At 60.8% G+C, this 18,205-nt stretch carries 13 protein-coding genes; 6 read left to right on the top strand and 7 right to left on the bottom strand.

Annotated features, from left to right (window positions below; all coding sequences use genetic code 11):
- Window positions 1-142 precede the first annotated feature (142 nt).
- Together ACOYW0_RS07065 and ACOYW0_RS07060 are read right to left on the bottom strand one after the other, a co-directional pair.
- Window positions 143-730: a cytochrome b/b6 domain-containing protein gene (locus tag ACOYW0_RS07065; protein ID WP_482417829.1), complete on the bottom strand. Its 588-nt coding sequence runs from the start codon at window positions 728-730 to the stop codon at window positions 143-145.
- Window positions 731-918: 188 nt separating this feature from the next.
- Complete coding sequence (locus tag ACOYW0_RS07060; protein WP_482418824.1) at window positions 919-2,505, bottom strand: tetrathionate reductase family octaheme c-type cytochrome; 1,587 nt, start codon at window positions 2,503-2,505, stop codon at window positions 919-921.
- 250 nt (window positions 2,506-2,755) lie between these two features.
- On the opposite strand from ACOYW0_RS07060, the gene ACOYW0_RS07055 reads away from it, so the two are divergent.
- Window positions 2,756-4,087 (top strand): sigma-54 interaction domain-containing protein, encoded by a 1,332-nt coding sequence (locus ACOYW0_RS07055; protein WP_482417828.1) that lies wholly within the window; start codon window positions 2,756-2,758, stop codon window positions 4,085-4,087.
- Between the two features lies 1 nt (window position 4,088).
- On the opposite strand, the gene ACOYW0_RS07050 is transcribed toward ACOYW0_RS07055, so the two are convergent.
- Window positions 4,089-4,643: a hypothetical protein gene (locus tag ACOYW0_RS07050; RefSeq protein ID WP_482417827.1), complete on the bottom strand. Its 555-nt coding sequence runs from the start codon at window positions 4,641-4,643 to the stop codon at window positions 4,089-4,091.
- A 375-nt stretch (window positions 4,644-5,018) separates the two neighbouring features.
- On the opposite strand from ACOYW0_RS07050, the gene ACOYW0_RS07045 reads away from it, so the two are divergent.
- The 5 genes from ACOYW0_RS07045 (at window position 5,019) to ACOYW0_RS07025 (ending at window position 13,313) form a co-directional block, all read left to right on the top strand.
- Window positions 5,019-8,087 (top strand): AfsR/SARP family transcriptional regulator, encoded by a 3,069-nt coding sequence (locus ACOYW0_RS07045; protein WP_482417826.1) that lies wholly within the window; start codon window positions 5,019-5,021, stop codon window positions 8,085-8,087.
- A gap of 224 nt (window positions 8,088-8,311) precedes the next feature.
- Window positions 8,312-8,944, top strand: a complete 633-nt coding sequence (locus ACOYW0_RS07040) for a hypothetical protein (protein WP_482417825.1) — start codon at window positions 8,312-8,314, stop codon at window positions 8,942-8,944.
- 93 nt (window positions 8,945-9,037) lie between these two features.
- The gene (locus tag ACOYW0_RS07035) at window positions 9,038-10,153 is read left to right on the top strand and encodes a dimethylarginine dimethylaminohydrolase family protein (RefSeq protein WP_482417824.1); all 1,116 of its coding nucleotides are present in this window, start codon (window positions 9,038-9,040) and stop codon (window positions 10,151-10,153) included.
- Window positions 10,153-11,574, top strand: a complete 1,422-nt coding sequence (gene lnt, locus ACOYW0_RS07030; RefSeq protein WP_482417823.1) for an apolipoprotein N-acyltransferase — start codon at window positions 10,153-10,155, stop codon at window positions 11,572-11,574. The genes ACOYW0_RS07035 and lnt overlap by 1 nt, the downstream gene beginning before the upstream one ends.
- On the top strand, window positions 11,574-13,313 hold the full coding sequence (locus tag ACOYW0_RS07025) for an Ig-like domain-containing domain (protein WP_482417822.1): 1,740 nt from the start codon (window positions 11,574-11,576) through the stop codon (window positions 13,311-13,313). The genes lnt and ACOYW0_RS07025 overlap by 1 nt, the downstream gene beginning before the upstream one ends.
- Window positions 13,314-13,442: 129 nt before the next feature.
- Here ACOYW0_RS07025 and ACOYW0_RS07020 read toward each other — a convergent pair whose 3' ends face one another.
- The 4 genes from ACOYW0_RS07020 to ACOYW0_RS07005 all read right to left on the bottom strand — a co-directional run bounded on the left by ACOYW0_RS07020 (window position 13,443) and on the right by ACOYW0_RS07005 (window position 18,189).
- Entirely contained in the window at window positions 13,443-15,092 is a 1,650-nt protein-coding gene (locus tag ACOYW0_RS07020; RefSeq protein ID WP_482417821.1) for an AMP-binding protein, read from the bottom strand.
- A 94-nt stretch (window positions 15,093-15,186) separates the two neighbouring features.
- The gene (locus ACOYW0_RS07015) at window positions 15,187-15,759 is read right to left on the bottom strand and encodes a helix-turn-helix domain-containing protein (protein WP_180139290.1); all 573 of its coding nucleotides are present in this window, start codon (window positions 15,757-15,759) and stop codon (window positions 15,187-15,189) included.
- A 436-nt stretch (window positions 15,760-16,195) separates the two neighbouring features.
- The gene (locus ACOYW0_RS07010) at window positions 16,196-16,858 is read right to left on the bottom strand and encodes a retropepsin-like aspartic protease (RefSeq protein WP_482417820.1); all 663 of its coding nucleotides are present in this window, start codon (window positions 16,856-16,858) and stop codon (window positions 16,196-16,198) included.
- Window positions 16,859-16,887: 29 nt separating this feature from the next.
- On the bottom strand, window positions 16,888-18,189 hold the full coding sequence (locus ACOYW0_RS07005; protein WP_482418823.1) for a TRAP transporter large permease: 1,302 nt from the start codon (window positions 18,187-18,189) through the stop codon (window positions 16,888-16,890).
- Window positions 18,190-18,205: the final 16 nt, after the last annotated feature.

Genomic DNA, 18,205 nt, shown 5'->3' with positions numbered 1-18,205 from the left:
AGGATACTCCCTTGGGCTTTGCAGTCTCAGATCTCCAGCATGATACGTGGCTGATGGCGTTCAGGGCAAGAAAAAAGCCCTTTACTCCAAAACGGGTAAAGGGCTTTTTTATCTGTGCTCTGTCGACCGATGCTCGTTCGTGTTACTTCTCCCACCCGGTAATCATCGCCTTCACGTGGGAGGTAAGGGTCGGGCCGGTGGTGATCATGTAGACGTGCATGATCACAAAGGCCAGGATCATAAGGGCCCCCAGGGTGTGGATAACGGCGATGGCTCCCAAGCCGACGTCTGCCATGAAGTCGGTGCGGGTGTTGACGGTGTAATAGAGAAACCCCGTGACCATCTGAAGGGGGAGGAGCACTGCCGAGAAGACGAGGTAGACGATCCGCTGCAGGGGGTTGTGCTTGGCTCGCTCCGTGGCGGGGACGGGGTGGGGCTCGCCTTTGAAGATGCCCACGGCGTAGTGGCGCACCACCAGGGCCATCTTTCGGGTGGTGGGGATGTAGTGTTTCCATTCGCCGGTGGTGGCGATCCAGAAGGCAAAGAAGGCAAAGGCCACGGCCCAGGCGATGCCGGAGATGTTGTGGATAGTGACGGCTGCCTCAAAGCCCATGAGGGTAAAATTGCCGTGGACCTCAAGGCCCGTGACCATGAGGACGGTGATGACGGCCACCTGGAACCAGTGCCAGAGGCGCTCGTAGCGGGTGAAAAGATAGATGGGTTGGTTCATGGGATATCCTTTAAAAAAACGGGCGAAGGGCCAATGGATAAAGGCGAAAGGCCGTGGAGTCGCTTCGCTCCGGTCAGTTAAGTAAGGGAGGCAGGGCCTCCCAGAGCCTGGAAACGAGTACAAAAAGGTGCGTCGTGCAACCGCAACCTGGGTGGAGGGGATCAATCCCTCTCCGCCAGGGCACGTTTTTACCCTTTTCGCCGTGCCAGGATGCGTAAGGTCCCGTGAATCACGACACCGACAAGGGATGCCAGGACCAGTGCCCAGCCCGAGGCTTCCAGGGGGCCGCCGGTGTCGCGGCCCGGCATGTAGAAACCTGCCAGGTGGGGTGCGTCCATACGGCCCCCTTCCCGGGTGTGGCATTCGGCGCAGGCCACGGTTTCCTCTTTGGGGGCCACCATGTGGGTGATGGGAAAGACGTAGCTGGTCTCGGCAAAGGCGAGCTCCCCGCTGAAGGGAAGCCCGGCGTGCTCCATGCCGCTGGCCACGGCCCGGTTCCAGTCGTAGGTTTTCCAGTAGGCGTCACTCCCCTTTTTTCCGAAGAGGTGGGGGATGACGAGGTTTTTCGCCTTAGCATCCATGGGCTGTCTGGCCCGGTGGACCTTGAAGGGGAAGATGCGGGCGTTGGGATCTTCTCGGTCACCCAGGGGGCGGTTGACGGCGATCTCTTTTGAGGGATCCACCGTGTCCCGGGCCGTGAGGGTCTCGATGCTGCCGTTGAACCAGAAGTACTCGGGTTTGACGTGTTTCTCCCAGCGCATGTCCCCTTTCTTGGTCATGTAGACGGGCTTGCCGTAGGGGCCGTTTTCCACGTAAGGTTTTCCCTCCTTTTTGACGCCGGCCTTTGACCAGTCCCACCACATCTTGGTGGGCTTTTCCCGGGCAAAGGTGGGGATGTGGCAGGTCTGGCACGCCACCTTGTCGGTATGGTCGTTGGCCTTGGATCCTTTTTGGTGAGGGGTGGCCGTGTGGCAGGACTCGCAGGAGATTTTGTGGGTCAAATCATCCTCCACCAGGCTTTTTCGGCTCTCAAAGGCCGGGGTGCGGTAGGAGCGGCCCGCGATGTCATGGGCCACGGTGGTGTGGCAGCGCACGCAGTCGAAGTTTTTGCCCTTGGCATCCATGTGCACATCCAGGGCGTTGTCCGGCATGAAGAGGGAGGAGTCCAGGTCTCCGTGTTTGACCCCGTCTCCACCGCCGCCGAAGAAGTGGCAGGTGCCGCAGTTTTTTCGCGTGGGGCGTGCCACGCTCTGGGCCACGGTGTTCCACTCCGGCGGGGTGAAGGTCTTTTTCCCGAACTTTTTGGGTTTGTCCACGGGCAGACCCGCCATGGTGGGGAATTTTTTGTAGGTGCCTGTCTGCTCATGGCAGACGAGGCAGTCGATCTTTGTCTCGTCGGTGAAATCAAAGCTTTTATCTTTCCAGCCATATCCCGCGTGGCAGGAAGTGCATCGGGGCTCGTTGCCGTGGATGCTGATACAGAAGTTGTTCAAGGTCAGGCCTGCCTTGCCGATTTTCTCCTCTTCAGGGCTGTCGGGGTCCCGCCAGGTCCAGTGGATGGTCTGCATCACCTGGTTGCCTGCCTCGTTGTGGCAGGTGAGGCAGGCTTTGGTCACCTCGCTTCCCGAGGTGAAATTCTGCTTCAAGATGTCATGGTCGGCATGGCTCGTGGTGATCCACGGTGTGGTGTCTGCCGTGGCCTGCCTTGCCATGGCGCGTCCCGGTGCTTCGTCCGCCCGGGCAGATTCAAGCCCGAAGCAGGCCAGGCACGCCATGATCAGCCCCAGCCTTCGCATCATGTTTCCTCCCATAACCTCTCCCTTCGATGTGTGAAAAAACAGCCTCGCCGGAGGCCATTGAATAGTTGCATTCATGGTTAAGAGCAAAGGGTGTGCCAGGTGGCTGCACGTGTAACATATGGAAATGGTAGCTTCATATTGCAGGTGTGTTTGGGGTGTGTTAATAAATTAACGTAAGTATGGCAACAAATGTTAATTTACGTTAACTCCGCCCATGAGGTGACCCATGGAACACCTGATTTCCCATATTTTCGACACCCTTGCCGACGGCGTTCTCGTTGTGAACAGCAAGGGGCGGATCCTCGATGCCAACCGGGCTGCCGAGGAGCTCACGGGGTTTTCCCGGCAGGAGCTGAAAGGGGGCCCATGCCGTATGCTGAACTGCTCGGGCTGCAAGCGGTTTGAAAAGGGTGGGGAACATCCGCACTGCAGCCTTTTTGCCTCAGGGGGGGAGAAGGTGGTGCGATGCACCATCAAGTGCCGGAGCGGTGAGAGCATCCCGGTGTTGAAGCGGGCCCGCGTGATGGAAGACGGAGACGGGAAGGTTCTCGGGGCCGTGGAGATCCTTACGGACATGAGAAAACTCGTGGCCCTGGAGAACCGGGTGGACGACCTGGCACGGGAGGTGGTGGCCAGTCGGGAGCACCACGGCATCGAAGGGGAGTCCGCAGCGATTCGCCGGCTCCTGGCCTTTATCGACAGTGTGGTTACCTCCACGGCCCCGGTACTGATCCAGGGCGAGAGCGGCACGGGAAAGGAGCTGGTTGCCCAGGCCATTCATACGGGCAGCATGGGGGCAGGGGCGCCCTTTATCAAGGTGAACTGTGCAGCCTTGAATGAAAACCTTCTGGAGAGTGAGCTCTTCGGCCATGTGAAGGGGGCCTTTACCGGTGCCTCCCGGGACCGGGTCGGTCGCTTTGAGGCGGCCCACGGCGGCACCCTGTTCCTGGATGAGATCGGGGACATGCCTGCCCCGATTCAGGTGAAGCTGCTGAGGGTCCTTGAGGAGAAGGTGATCGAAAAGGTGGGGGACCACACCCCGGTACCGGTGGATGTGCGGGTTATCACCGCCACCCACAGGGACCTGGGGGCCCTTGTTGAAAGGGGGGATTTCCGGGAAGACCTCTATTTCCGAATCAACGTCATTCCCGTTATCTGCCCGCCGCTGCGGGAGCGCGACGGCGACGTGCTGATCCTAGCCAACCGGTTTCTTACGCGGTTTGCCCTGCGGGACGGAAAGCCCATGACCGGCATCTCTCCGGAAGCTGCAGCAGTCCTTGACGCCTATGGTTGGCCGGGGAACGTCCGGGAGCTGCGCAACGCCATGGAGTATGCCATGGTCCTGAGCCGAAACGGGCGCGTGGAGGTGGAGCACCTGCCCGTCCATGTGGGGAACTCCCGGGAAGCCGTCCCCTTTCAGGGGGGACGGCGGGCCGTGACCAGGGATGACGTGGAGGCCGCCCTTTTTCGGGCGGGGGGCGTGAAAACCGAAGCCGCAAGGCTCCTGGGGGTGAGCAGGGTCACCTTGTGGAAATGGATGAAAAAAATGGGGCTTTGAATTAAAGGTCTGATCCCTGCGTCCCTTTCATCTCTTCCTCAATTTGCCTGTCCAGCTCCTCCATGCTTGTCTGCTCTTTGGGGGTGGTGACGGCGCTTTCGGCAAAGGGGTTTGCGTCTTTGCTCACCCAGCCCGTGCTGTCCCAAAGATGGTGGCGTTCGTCCATGGCTCCCTGCCAGGTGAAGGTGCCCCAGGGCGTTTTGAGGGCCTCTCCTTTTTTTCCTTCCATGCGTTTGCCGTCCTTATAAAGGCTCCCGTGGTAGCCCTGGCTTCGGCTGCCCGGCTGGAGGATGTGAACCACAAGCTTCCAGCCATCTTCTTCCTTGACCATCACCTTGGGCGCGGTGCGGCCGCAGGGGGGCCGTTTTTTCATCTGGGCGACGCATGTGCGGTGCTGGGTCAGGCAGGCTTCCTGAGTTGCCGTGCAGGTGGTGCGGGGGCATGGGGAGGACGGGTCGGCCGTTTTGTTGGGGCAGGAGGACGGTGTGGCCCAGGCTGCGGCGGTCACGGCAAGGGCGGCTGTCAGGAACAGGCATATGCAGGTGCGTTTCATCATGTCGGGTCCTTTTTCGTTTTCTATGTCACGGAGATGGGTTGGGTACGGTTTGCTGCCCGTGGGTGGGCGTGTGAATGTCTATTTTTGCGGATGAGGGGGGAGAGGTCAAGGGGGAATGGGAGAAAGGGCTAAAGGTAAAAAGGCTAAGGGCTAAAGGGGAAGGGCTAAGGGCAAAAAGGCTGAGGGCTAAAGGGGAAGGGGTAAAGGCAAAAAGGCGAAGGGTGAAGGAAAGGACGGGTTTTCCGGCTTGCGCAGAGGAAAGGGATCCGGCTAAAGTAAGTTTTTTGGGTAATGACTCAGCTCATCATTGCCTCAGGCGGCCCTGCCGGAGGCAACTGAATCGTTGCATTCATCATTTCTTTTCAGGACGTACCCATGAGCCATTCCGATCCGGTCATCCGCCACGACGCTCTCTCCCATTGCCGGATGCTCTTTTCCGGTGACTTTCGCCTGCTGGTCATGGCGGCCCGTGCCGGTCAGGGCAAGACCACGCTGGCACGGCAGCTGATGGCCTCGGCCCCGTCCCTTTGGCATGCCTGCTCACCGTCTCAGGATGACCCGTCGGTCTTTATGGACGGGCTGATCCACAGCCTGGGGCTGCCTTCCCTGCCCGAGGGCGGCTTACCAGAGAATCGCTGGGAGCAGGCCCTGGCGCGGCTTGTAAAAGCAGCCCCCGATCTGGGGCCGGGCCTGCTGATTGTGGATGACTACCACCTGGTCATGGACAGCCCGGCAAACCGTACCTGCCTGCAGCAGCTTCTTGCCCACAGTCCGTTGCACCTGGTGATCCTGACCCGTGAGTACCCGGATCACGCGGTCCTGGCCCCCTTGGGGGACACCCTTTTCATCGACAATGACCTTCTGGCCCTGAGCCTGGACGAAACCGCCCAGGTGGTGCAGGCTGCCCAAGGAGACCCTGTTGCGGCCCACACCATTCGGGACATCCATGCCCTCTCCGAAGGGTGGCCCGGAGGGGTGCGGCTGATCCTGGAGCACGGGCGGCTGAGCGGCAGGCCCTTGTCCGGACATTTTCCCAAACTCTCCGGCAGTCGGATTCTCGGGGCCATGGATCTTCTCTGGACCGAGGCGTCTCCCAGGATGACCCTTCTGGCGGGTCTGGAGCGTATTCCTTTAGGAATCCTGACGGACGACGGTCCCTGGCGCGCCGAGGGGGAGCAGCTTGCCTCCCTTGCGGACAGGGCGTGCTTTGTGAGGATTCAGAAAGACAAGGATGGGGAGTGGGTCATCCTGCATCACTTGCTTCGGGATGCCTTTGCAGCTCGTAAATCCAGCCTGATGCCGGAGTTTTGTCGCCGCTGGGCCGAGGTGCTGGGTGCCGGATGCCTTGAACGGGGCCTTGTGGAGGAGGGGTTGCTCTGCCTGAGTCGGGAAGGCTGTCATCAAAGGCTTGCCGAGGAGCTGAGTTCTCACGGGCTGGCGCTTCTTGGACGGGGCCGGTTTGCCCTGGTTGCCTCTTTTCTCGATGTGCTATCGCCCTGGTCTTCAAAAAGTTATCCCTGGCTGGACCTCTGTCGGGGGATCATCCTGCTCACCAAGGACCCTGTCTCCGCCTGGCAGTGGCTGGAGCAGAGCCTTGACGGCATGCGCGAGGCAGGTGATGGGGCAGGAGAGCTTCATGCCATCGGTCGCCTGGTGGAGTATGAGGTGCTCCACGGCGGGGCCTACGGCAGGCTTGCCCCGGACATCGAGCGGGGAAGGGACCTTCTTGAAACCATCGATTTGGCGGCGCATCACCGGCGTCATATCCTGGCGGCCCTGACTCTGGGGGCATGCTACGCCCTGGACGGGGCCGCAGCCCGCGGTCTGCTTCGCCTTCTGGAACCGGAACTTACAGCAGGTGGTGAAGATCACCTGGATCTTTTCAGCCTCCTGGTGCCCTGTTTGCACGCCATCCTGCGGACGGACGTTCCCAGTGCCCTTGCCGAACTCGACGCCAGGGTGGTGCCGGAGCGCATGGCGGCCTTGAGCCCGTCAAGCCGTTTTGCCGTCCACTTTTGTCTCTTGAACATCCTGCGTATCCGCGGCCGGGTGGATGATTTTACCCTGGCCGGGGGGTATGTGAAGACCCATTTTGCGCCTTTTCTTTCGTCGCCCTACCTGGTGAAGATGACCCGTACCTGGGACGCCCTGGCTGCGTTGCGCGGAGGCCGGGCAGAAGAGGCCCTCGGGATATTTGACGAGGTACTCACCACCGATGGCGGGCAAGACAACATCCACGCCGTGACCCTTAGCTGGAAGGCCCTGTGCCTGGCTCACCTGGGCAGGCACGACGAAGCCCGGGCCCTGTCTGCGGAGATCGGGCCGGTGGGACCCCTTGATTGCGGCCACTACTACGCTCGCCATTGTGCCATGATCCTGGGGTGCAGCCGAAGCCTGGACCCGGGGGATGATGGTGCGGTGCCCATCCTGATCCAGCACACCTCAGACCACACCCTTTTCGAGGATGCTTCCATCCAGGTTCTGGGGTTGGGATACCTGGCCAGGCGATACTTGACGGACGGCGAGGTCGATGCCGCCATGGGGACTGTTACGCGTATGCTCTCCATGATGGAGACCGTGGATTGCCTTAATTTTGCCGGGTTTGAGCCCCGCACGTTCACGCCCATGCTCACCGCGGCGGTGTCCGGGGGAGCCGAGAGCCGACGGGCTTTTCTGGCCGCCAGGCAAATGCTGGGCGTGGATCTCCTGGAAGACGGCAGCGCCGTGCCCGTGCTGGACATCCGACCCGCCCCCGGTGGGCGCCTTGATGTTTGTTGCCTTTCCACGGGAAAATCGGTGACGATTCGAGCGGCCCAGCAGGTCCGGCTGCTCACCCTCCTGCTTGGGGAGCCCTGCACCTGCATGACTGCCCATCGCCTGGCTGCCCTTCTCTGGCCAGAGAAGGAGCCCGGAGGCCTCAGGGGGCGCCTCGACAACCTCATGAAGCGCCTGAGGCAGACCCTGGGCGCAGCCCTGGACGCGACGTCGCCCCGGTGTTATCTGGCCATTGACGCGGGCACGGCTGTGCTGCGCCATGTCCGGTGCGAGGCGGCCCGCCTCGATGACCTGCTGGAAGAGGGGCGGTTGATCTTGGAGCAGAAACGCCCCTGGACCGCCTCCGTTCTTTTGACCCGTGCCTTTTCCCTTCTCAAGGATCCCGCCCCCTTTGTCCCCGACCCCCGGGAAGTACGCCTTGCCGCCCTGGCGTGGTGTCCGGTGCTGGCCCAGACCCACGGCACGGACCGGGCCCTGGATGCCGGGCGCTGTGCCCTCACCTTCCTTCCCCTTTCTCCGTCCCTCAATCGACTTATCCATGATCTCTGCCTTGAGGCAGACCGTCCCCACCAGGCCCTGGACCAGGTGGAGCAGTTGCGAAAGTCCCTGCGCCGGTCGGGCCACAGCCTGGAAGAGCAGGAAGCGGTCATGGAGAGCTTTTGGGGGTAGGACATCCCACCGGTGGTTTTTATCTCGTTTTAACAGGTTACGTGAAAACGACAGGTCTCTGACAGGTGGGCCCCCAAGGGGGCGTATACTTTTGCCGATTGGTGGTTTACTTCATTCAGTCAGCCTTCCGGGTTGTACCGGGTATGCTGAATTAAGGAATCATCGAAAGGCACGTTATGTACTCTCCAAGATATCGACTCTTCTGGTGCGTGTGGTTGCTCTGCATGTTTCTGAGCGCTCCATTGCATGCCCTGGAATCCCCTTCCCCTGATGCCGCGGCACAGGGCGATCCTCTCTTTTCATCAGACAGTGCATCCCCATGGGCCGTGGAACTCGGCGTGGACCTTGCCGGGTATGGGGCCGAAGCCACCTCAACGTACGGGGGGGAGGCTTACGACCTGAGCGTGCGTCACGGCATCAGCCCCATGGTGCAGGTGGCGTATCGGCTGAACGGGAACTGGGATCTGGAGGGCGGCGTGCGACACGACTGGATGCGCTGGAAACTCTCTCCCTCCCTGGGCCCCGATGACGGTTCTGTGCGTGCGCTGACCCTGGCCCTGGGCGCGTCCCGGCACGGTGCCGAGTGCACGGTTCCTGTCTTGGGAGCCATCCGGCCCGTAAGCTCGATGGCCTTTTTGTGGCGCTTTCTCGACGCCGATCTGGATGGCCCTCTGCGGGACTACCGATCCGGACCCGGGGTGGAAATCGCCGCAGGCTTTACCCGTGACTATTGGGGGCTCCGCGCCGGTCTCTCCTATACCCATCATGAAGGGTCCGACCTGCTTCCCGGAGCCACGGCCGAAGACCTGGACCTGCTGGGGGCGTTCGTGCGTTTTACCCTTTTTATCGGTCGTTAAGGTGGGAAACCTGCGGGGACCGGGTTGGGGAGCAGCTGCGTCCAGCCCGGTTTTGCCTTTCCCCGTATCCCTGACCCCATGGATGGTTTTGTGATGAAAGACCCTGACATCAACCGCCGTACCCTGCTCAAGGGCATGGCCGCAGCCTCCCTCGCGCTGGCAGGCCTCGGCATGGGTCGTGTTGCCCTGCTCGATGGCGCTTCGACCGTGGCCGGGGTGTCCCTTGGGGTTGCCCATGAGTGGGGAACCCTCAAAGAGGCCGTTGTGGGATCGCCTTACGTAAAGATCCCGGAAAACCTGTCCCCGGAAGTTCGCCGGCGGTTTCCCCGGAAATGGCAGGCGTTTTTTGGAGCCCATGCCGGGAAAACCCTGGCCGAGGCAGATTCTGCCCTTTTTCAACGCATGGATCGCCAGATGACGGCGGTTATCAAGGTGCTGATGGACCGGGGCGTCACGGTCCACAGGGCCCCGGAGATGACCCCGCAAGAGCTGAGCCTTTTTTCGACAGCGTTCCCTGCTTGCGGGTCTCAGCTCTATCCCCGGGATCCGCTTTTGGTGGTTGGGGACAGGTTCATCGAAACGGAGCTCCTGTTCCCGTTTCGTCGGCGGGAACGCTTCGGGATTCGGCGGGCATTGGACCGGCGGTTTGCACAAACCAAAATGGCCCGGGTTTCCATGCCCCCCCTGGTGCCGCCGCCGGTGTACGGAAGGGGGACCGCCCCATGGGGGCGGGGAGCTGTCCTCGAAGGGGGAGACGTCCTTGTGCTGGGGCGGGACATTCTGGTGGGGCTTTCCGGCAATGCAAGCAACCCCGAGGGCGTCCGCTGGCTGGCCGAGTACCTGGGAGCGGGCTACCGCGTCCATGGGGTGAGGCTCAGTCCCCATGTGCTTCACCTGGATTGCTGTCTCTCCACACCGAAGGAAGGCTTGGCCGTGGTGTACCCCGAGGCCTTTCCTGACGGCCTGCCTCAATGCCTGGATGAGTGGGAGACCGTAGGCGTATCGGCGGCCGAGGCGTTGGAAGGCTTTGCCTGCAATGGCCTGATCCTGGATGAGAAGGCTTTGATCCTAACCGCAGGGGTGCCGCGCGTTGCCGACAGTCTGCGGGCCGCCGGGCAGGAGGTGATGGAGGTCCCCTTTGATGCCGTGACTTTTTTTGGCGGGGCCCTCAGGTGCTGGCATCAGGCCCTGGCGCGGGAGAGTGCCTGATGGAGCGAAACAGCGAAGGGAGACGGTTCAGCACATGTGGGGTCGGCTTTTCGGCTTTGTCCGGGGCGCTTTTGGGCGTGGCCACCACGGCCCTGGTCTCCTGGCTGGCCTGGGTGTGCCTGGTTCCCTTTCTCCTTGCGGTGCGGAGCGCAAAAAAGCCCGTGGCACAGGCGTGCTGGGCAGGCCTGGCCTACGGGCTGGTCATGTCGTTCTGGGTGGCTGGGGCCGCTTTAAGGTACACAGGCGACCGGTGGGGCGTGGCCTTGCTCTGTCACGGCGTGGCCGTGGGGATCATGGCCGCAAAGGCGGGAATTATCCTGATGCTCTTTGTCCCGGTGCGAAGGAAACCCTTTGGTGTCCAGCTGCTTTTCTGGCCCGCGGCAGCCATCCTTGCGGAGATGGGAATGTACCACCTTCTGGAGGGCTTTCCCTGGTTTCAGTACCCCATGGGGTTTTCCCAGGCCGGAAATCTTTATGTGAGTCAGCTGGCGGCCTTGGGAGGGATTTTTTGGCTCTCTTTTGTCGTGCTGGTGCTCAATCTGGTGTGTGCCCGGGCGATCAAAGGGCGCTCCCCAGTCTGGGCGGCCTTTGTTGTGCTTTTTCTTGCCCTGCTTCACGGGGGAGGGGCCCTGGCGGTCCGTCAGGTGGAAGGGCTTCGCACGGGCGGGTTTCCTGTGGCCCTTGCCAACGACAACTCCTCGTTTACCCTGCGGTGGACCCGGGAGCGGGTGGATGAGTATGCGCAACGCCTTCTGGGGCTGGCCGCATCCATTAAAGGGAAGGGCCAGTGCCTGACCATCTGGAACGAGGGCGTCGTGCCCTGGTCCTACAGGCCGGATGATGACCTCATTCTGGCCATTCTGAAGGCCACAAACACCTCAGCCGACACCCTGCACCTTATCGGCATGACCACCGCTGTTAAGGGGCACACCTTTAATTCGGCTTACCTTTTTACCGGCAAGGGGCAGGTGACGGGGCGCTACGACAAACAGAATCTTCTGAAGGGCATCGAAATGCCTGCTTCAGGGATGAAACTTCCGTTTTTTGAGGCCTCTCCCTTTGAAGAGCCTGCCGAGGCAAACCGGGGGATCCTTGCGGCAGGCCGTGCCCGCATCGGGGTGCTCATCTGCAACGAGAGCAGCACCAACCGGGTGGCAGCCTCCTTTGCCCGCAGCCCCTACGATTTCCTGGTGGTGTTGGCCAACAACAACTGGTTCACAGGCACGCCCCTGATCCGTCACCATTTTTACTTCAATCGGCTCCTGGCCATCCGGAACCGCAAAGACCTGGTGGTCAACAACAACCTCGGGGTGTCCGGCCATATTTCCGCCTCCGGCATCATTGTGCAGAGGCGGGAGTCCAAAGAGCCGTTTGTGACCTATTGTACCGTCAAAAAAATCGTGAACCATGGAGATACTTGATGAAAAAACGCACCCATTGCTTGATGGCATTGTTTCTATGCGTCCTGCTCTTTGCTGCGGATGCCTCCGCGCGTATCGTTGCACACACGAATTGGCGCTGGCGCAATGACGACGGCACCGAAGAGACCGCCACCTGGGCCACGAAAGAGGCCCGACAGCCCGCGACCCTTGTGGGAAACGATGAGATCATCCGATTGAGGTTCAATAACATCAATGGCTTTGACTGCGGAGAGTTGAAGGTGAAGGGCGCAGGCAGTGACTTTTTTACTCCGTATTCTGACTTTTTTTGTTATGGGGACTCGCGGTTTTTGACGGACGGGGAACCGGTGCAGAGGCGGTTGGGAGAAGATACCTGGGGTGGGAACGTTTATCATCCGGGTGGGGTTGCCGTGGAGTCTCCCTGTCTGATCATGGCGCCACCAAGCGATACATTTCAGGAGATTGAGCTTTGCCTCAAGGCCAAAAAGGGACCGGGTGTTTCGGAGGGGACCTATACCTTTCAGCTGCCCGACGGGGATGAGACCTCTGTGGGACTCATTTACAAACATCCCCGGGCTGCCGTGGTCTCTACCCTGTCCCCGTGGGAAATCGCCGCCACCTCGGCCACAGGGCGGGGGGACTTGAAAGAACTCGGGCTAAGGCATCCCGTGAGCTACGGGGTGTGCTGGTCCGACACCCAGGACCCGGATACCACCTGCTCCAGAACCGACGGAGGCAAGACCGGCTCCACCGGACTGTTCGGGCATGCCATGACGGGGTTGTCCCCGGGCACCACCTATTATGTGCGGGCCTTTGCCGTGAACACCGGGGGCACGGCCTACGGCGAGCAGGTGCGTTTTACCACCCTGTCGGCTCCCGACACGGAAGAGCCCCGGGTGACAGGGTGCAACATCGGAGAAAACGACGACAGCGTTTCCCTCAACATCACCCCCATGGTGACCTTCAGCGAGCCCATGGACCCGGAAAGCCTGACGCCTGCATCCGTGAACCTCACCACAGCCGGAGGCGTCAAGCCGTCTTTTCGCCATGTGTATGTGGAGGCCTCCCGGACCCTGGTGGTGATCCCCGAATCGGATCTGCCCGCCGATACCCTCTTGACCCTGACCATCTCTACCTCGGTCCGTGACCGGGCGGGAAACAGCCTGTACGAGACATTTGTGCTGCACTTTATCACGGCAAATCCGGGTGCAGACGACGACAGCGACGGGGTGCCCGATTCCCTGGAAAAATTTCCCGGGGACAGCTCCCGTGCCACGGTGGCGGCCGTTACCAACACGGGCCATTTTACCCTGGATGCCTCAGTGCTGGAAAGGGGGGTGAAACTTGCCGACGTGAGGACCCTCTCGGAATTCGACCCCTCTTTGGGGACAACTGGAAAACCCCGTGATGCCGAGTTCCCCGACGGGGTCCTTGCCTACCGGGTGGTTTCCGTGCCTTCAGGGGAGAGCGTGGAACTGCCCGTGGGGATTCCTTCAATCCTTCTTGAGGGGACTCGGGTCTACAAGGTGACGGAGGCAGGATACGTGGAGATCACGGAACGATGCCGCATGGAAGGCAACACCCTCTACGTGACCCTCACCGACGGAGGTGCAGGTGATGCCGACGGCGAGGTCAACGGGACCATCGACGACCCCCTTGCCGTGGCCATTCCCAAGGCAAGCCCATCGCCGGATACGGACCCCGTGGGGGGCACCGACCAGGGAGGGCCGTGCTTTGTGCGAAGCGCGGCATGGCGGTAGGGGAAAGCCTCCGGCGGCCAAGGGCTGAGCCCTTGGAACCCAGGGGCGCAAATGCGCAGGGCGAGGAACGAGCCCCGGAGCATTTGCGAACCTGGGGTCCAGGGGATTTATCCCCTGGTGTTTTTTCCGCTATTCGTGATGGGGAAACCAGGTTTTGTAGTTTTCCCGCATTTTGTACTTCTGCACCTTGCCGCTGGCCGTCATGGGGTATGCATCGACAATGGCCACGTGTTTGGGGATTTTAAAGCGGCTGATTTTTCCCCGGCAGAAGTCCCGCACGTCTTCGGGGAGGAGATCGGCCCCCTGTTTCGGGATGACGAAGGCGGCCACTTCCTCGCCGTATTTGCGGCTGGGGATGCCCACCACCTGGACGTCCTGAATTTCTTCCATGGTGTAGAGGAACTCTTCGATCTCCCGGGGGTAGATGTTCTCCCCGCCCCGGATGATCATGTCCTTGTGGCGGCCGGTGATGGTGATGTAGCCGTCCTCGTCCATGGTGGCCAGGTCCCCGGAGTGGAGCCAGCCGTCTTTATCAATGGCTTTTTCCGTGGCCTCGGGCATGTTGTAGTAGCCCTTCATCACGTTGTATCCCCTGCAGCAGAGCTCGCCCTGGGTTCCCGGAGCCACTTCGTCTCCGGTTTCCGGATCAATGAGTTTTACCTCGATTTCGGGCATGGCTTTGCCCACAGTCTCCACGCGCTTTTCAATGCTGTCTTCGATGCGGGTCTGGGTGATCACCGGAGAGGCCTCGGTGAGGCCGTAGCAGATGGTGATTTCGCTCATGTACATCTTGCGGATCACCTGCTTCATCACGTTGATGGGGCAGGAGGACCCGGCCATGATGCCGGTGCGAAGCGAGGAAAAATCGAACTTGGCAAAGAGCTTGTGCTCCAGGATGGCGATGAACATGGTGGGCACGCCGTAAAGGGCTGTGCAGCGCTCCTCTTCCACGGAGGCCATCACCTGCACCGGGTCGAAGCTCTCTAAGACTACCAGGGTGCTGGCGTGGGTGACGGCGGCCAGGACCCCTAAGACGCAGCCAAAGCAGTGAAAGAGGGGAACCGGCAGGCAGAGACGGTCTTCATGGGTGAAATTCTGGTTTTCGCCGATCCAGAAGCCGTTGTTGCCGATGCTGTGGTGGCTGAGCATCACCCCCTTGGGAAATCCGGTGGTGCCGGAGGTGTACTGCATGTTCACCACGTCGTGGCAGGAGAGGGTGGCCTGGCGGGCTTGGTAATCTTCCTCTGAGATCATGGGGGCCATGGCTTCGATCTCGGGGATGGAGTACATGCCCCGGTGCTTTTCGTGACCCAGGAAAAAGACCCGTTTGAGGTGGGGGAATGTGTCGGTTTTGAGGTAGCCGCGCTGGCAGGTCTTGAGTTCGGGGATGAGGTCGCAGGCGATGTTGATGTAGTCGGCGTCCTGATACCCGTTGATGACAAGGAGGTTCTCCGACTCCGACTGCTTAAGCAGGTACTCCAGCTCGGCGGAGCGGTAGTTGGTGTTCACGGTGAGGAGGATGGCGCCGATCTTGGCAGTGGCAAACTGAAGGGTCACCCAGTAGGGGATGTTGGTGGCCCAGACCGCCACCTTTTCTCCCTTTTGGACCCCCAGGGCCATGAGGCCCCTGGCCACCCGGTCCACGGTCTCGCCAAATTCGCGATAGGTGAGCCGAAAGTCCCGGTCCACGTAGATGATGGCTTCGTTGTCCGGGTGCTCGGCAACGGCTTTGTCGAGGATCTGCCCTAAGGTCAGTTCCCGAAGATTGGTGGTGGTCATGGTCTGCTGCTCCGTATTGCGCTGGCCCGTTTCACGGGCCGGGTTCGTAACCGAGGGATCTTCATGGCACGGGCGTGGCGGGCGTCCGTCCCCACTATTCCGGGATGTAGAGCACCGCGTAGATGCACGCCGGGGTCTCTGAAGCACAGCTTACGTAGTGGGGGACCACGGAGTTGTAGTAGATGCTGTCCCCGGCCTTGAGCAGGTGGGTCTCCGTGCCGTAGATGACCTCCACCTCCCCTTGGGTGACCACGATGAACTCCTCCCCTTCGTGGGTGGAGAGTTTTTTGTCATGGGCAGATTCAGGCAGGATCTCGATGAAGAAGGGTTCCATGTGCCGGTCGGTTTTGCCCTGGCCCAGGGAGAAGAACCTGAGGGCAACGGGCTTGTCCTTGTCCGGGAGCATGTCGATCTCTCTTTTCTGATCGCCTTTGCGCACAATAAGAGGATCTTCGCTTACCTGATCATCAAGAAGGGTGCCCAGGCGGACCCCTAAGACCCGTGAAATTTTGAGCAGGGGGCCAAGGGAGGGGAAATACTCTTTCTCACGACCGATCTGTTCCAGGAACTCCCGTTGAAGTCCCGTGCGCTCCACAAGATCCTCCAGGGTGATGCCCCGTTGTTTCATCAGGCCGGCAATACGGCTGCCGATCTTCTCGATTTTCATGCAACGACTCCTTCATGTTGTGTTGGTGGATGGCTTGCCATCAAATATCACAAGGGGTGCCGGATTCCTTACAGGACGCAGGCACGTGGAGCGCCCTTCCTGCGGGATTGCTGACCGCCGGTCACCCTGGCGGGGGTTGAAAAGCATCGTGAGCCTGTCTCGTCGTGATCGGATGGGATGTCCACCGGTCGGGTGGGGGAAGAGGAAACAGCTTGAGAATGATCCCTTTCATGTTACAGGATCTCTTACCGAATTCATGCCTTGATTGTAAATGGATTTTTCGTGGAAAAACGTGTTTTTTTCGGTTTCTCCGCACGCGGGAAAGGCGGGTTTGCCCCCCGGGGCTTTCCGGGTGCGGGGCAAGCTGGGGAGAGCCGGGCGACATCGACGAATCGCAATGGGGGTATTCCTCCTTTACGGGGAACATAGTGGCTGATTACTTGGCCCAGAGGATGCGATGGTTTGCCGTGTCGATGGTGTGGGGAAAGTGTTTGAGAAAATCCATGCCCAAAAGGCCTTCGTGCTGGGTATGGCCTCCGTAATAGGGAATGACCGTGATGGTGGGGTTTTCAAGCTTCTTGGGACCCAGGGAGATAAAATCCGCCCTGGTGATACCTGTCTGGATGGTGTGGCCGCCTGCCACCGAGGCATGGCCCGTAGCCATGTTCCTCAGACCGATGCGGCGTGCAAGGGCCTTGTGGATCACCGTGGTGCTGGCCCCGGTGTCCAGGAGCAGGATGGCCGAGACCGTCCGGTTGTTGTTGCCGATGGTCACCCGGACCAGGATTTTGTTGTCGGCAAAGGTGAACCGGGTAGAGGGCGCATTGGCCACGGGGGCGGGCTTGCCCTTCCGCTCCCGCTCTTCCTTGGTCATCTCTTCCTCTTTGAGGTCGACCACGGGCTCTTCGGGCTTCTCGTCAAACTGGTCGTAGAAGACCTTTGATTTTTCCGCCTCCTCTTTGGGCACCTGGCTCAGGTCGTCGGTAAAGCAGATGACCCCGTCTTCGTTTCTGTACTGGTAGAATTCCGCATATCCGGTCCCGCTGGAGAGAACCCAGGCCGCGGCAAGAAGTCCTGCGATGATGTGTCTGAGATGCATGGTGCTGTCCTCTCGGCCTGTTGCTCGGGTTATCCCATGGCCTCGGGAAGGACCAGGGCAATATCTGGAAAGAATATCACAAGAAGGGCGGCCAGGGCCAGGGCCGCAAGCAGAGGAAGCACCCCCTTGAAGATCACGGAAAGGGGGATCTCGGGCACCACGCTGCGCACCACGTAGACGTTGATTCCCACAGGGGGGGTGATGACGCCGATCTGGGTGACCAGCACGATGACCACGCCGAACCACATGGGGTGAAACCCCAGCTCGGTGACCACCGGGTAGAAGATGGGGACGGTGAGCATGATCAGGGCCAGGGCGTCGATGAAGCACCCGCCCACCAGGTAGACCAGGACAATGAGGCCGATGACGGCATACGGGGGCAGGGCCATGTCCGCCACGGCCGTGGCGATTTCAAAGGGAATGCGGGTGACGGCCAGAAAATGGCCGAAGATGGTGGCCCCGGCAACGATGACAAGGATCATGCAGGAGATGCGGGTGGTTTCGAAGAGGGCGGCCGCAAAGCCTGAAACGTCGATGGTGCCTCGGGCCAGGGCAATGGCCAGGGTGCCGAAGGCGCCGATGCCCCCCGCTTCCGTGGGAGTGAAAATGCCGAAGAAGAGCCCGCCCATGACCAGGGCAAAGAGGAGCAGGGTCTCCACCAGGCCGCTCAACGACGCCAGGCGCTCTTTGGTGGTGCTTTTGGGTCCCCGTGGCGCCACCTCCGGGGTGATGAGGGCCCAGACGGCAACGGCCGCGGCAAAGAGCAGGGTGAGCAGGATCCCCGGAAGGATGCCTGCCATGAAGAGTCCCCCGATGGACTGCTCGGTCATGATGCCGTAGAGGATGAAGATGACGCTGGGGGGCACGAGGATCCCCAGACTCCCCCCTGCCGCCACCACCCCTGCGGCCATGGTGTCCTTATAGCCGTAACGCTTCATCTCCGGGATGGTCACCGAGGCCATGGTGGCGCAGGTGGCGTTGGTGGAGCCGCAGATGGCGGAAAATCCGGCGCAGGCGCCGATGGTGGCGATGGCCATGCCCCCGGGCAGATGACCCATGAACCGGTAGGCTGCCTTGAAGAGCCGGGTGCTGATGCCCGCATGGAAGGCAATCTGGCCCATGAAGATGAACAGGGGAATCACGGTGAGGTTGTACGATCCGAAGACGTCGATGATGTCCCGCACCGCCAAATTCAACGCCGCGTCAAAGGAGACCAGGGCACCAAACCCCAGGATGCCGGTTAGGGCCATGACAAAGCCCACGGGCATGCCCGTGAAGAGAAGGGCAAAGAGAAAAAGAAAACCGGCGGCCCCGGCGGTTGTTGGAGACATCATAAAGATACAGACC

Source organism: Desulfoluna sp. HI9BLuna (genome assembly GCF_056829775.1).
Note: the sequence above shows the minus strand (reverse complement) of the source record. Positions and strands in the feature narration are given on the sequence as shown.

What these genes read in the sequence shown, in the direction of transcription:
- ACOYW0_RS07065 (WP_482417829.1), bottom strand. Translation starts at nt 730, where the DNA reads ATGAACCAACCCATCTATCTTTTCACCCGCTACGAGCGCCTCTGGCAC.
- ACOYW0_RS07060 (WP_482418824.1), bottom strand. Translation starts at nt 2,505, where the DNA reads ATGGCGTGCCTGGCCTGCTTCGGGCTTGAATCTGCCCGGGCGGACGAA.
- ACOYW0_RS07055 (WP_482417828.1), top strand. Translation starts at nt 2,756, where the DNA reads ATGGAACACCTGATTTCCCATATTTTCGACACCCTTGCCGACGGCGTT.
- ACOYW0_RS07050 (WP_482417827.1), bottom strand. Translation starts at nt 4,643, where the DNA reads ATGATGAAACGCACCTGCATATGCCTGTTCCTGACAGCCGCCCTTGCC.
- ACOYW0_RS07045 (WP_482417826.1), top strand. Translation starts at nt 5,019, where the DNA reads ATGAGCCATTCCGATCCGGTCATCCGCCACGACGCTCTCTCCCATTGC.
- ACOYW0_RS07040 (WP_482417825.1), top strand. Translation starts at nt 8,312, where the DNA reads ATGTTTCTGAGCGCTCCATTGCATGCCCTGGAATCCCCTTCCCCTGAT.
- ACOYW0_RS07035 (WP_482417824.1), top strand. Translation starts at nt 9,038, where the DNA reads ATGAAAGACCCTGACATCAACCGCCGTACCCTGCTCAAGGGCATGGCC.
- lnt (WP_482417823.1), top strand. Translation starts at nt 10,153, where the DNA reads ATGGAGCGAAACAGCGAAGGGAGACGGTTCAGCACATGTGGGGTCGGC.
- ACOYW0_RS07025 (WP_482417822.1), top strand. Translation starts at nt 11,574, where the DNA reads ATGAAAAAACGCACCCATTGCTTGATGGCATTGTTTCTATGCGTCCTG.
- ACOYW0_RS07020 (WP_482417821.1), bottom strand. Translation starts at nt 15,092, where the DNA reads ATGACCACCACCAATCTTCGGGAACTGACCTTAGGGCAGATCCTCGAC.
- ACOYW0_RS07015 (WP_180139290.1), bottom strand. Translation starts at nt 15,759, where the DNA reads ATGAAAATCGAGAAGATCGGCAGCCGTATTGCCGGCCTGATGAAACAA.
- ACOYW0_RS07010 (WP_482417820.1), bottom strand. Translation starts at nt 16,858, where the DNA reads ATGCATCTCAGACACATCATCGCAGGACTTCTTGCCGCGGCCTGGGTT.
- ACOYW0_RS07005 (WP_482418823.1), bottom strand. Translation starts at nt 18,189, where the DNA reads ATGTCTCCAACAACCGCCGGGGCCGCCGGTTTTCTTTTTCTCTTTGCC.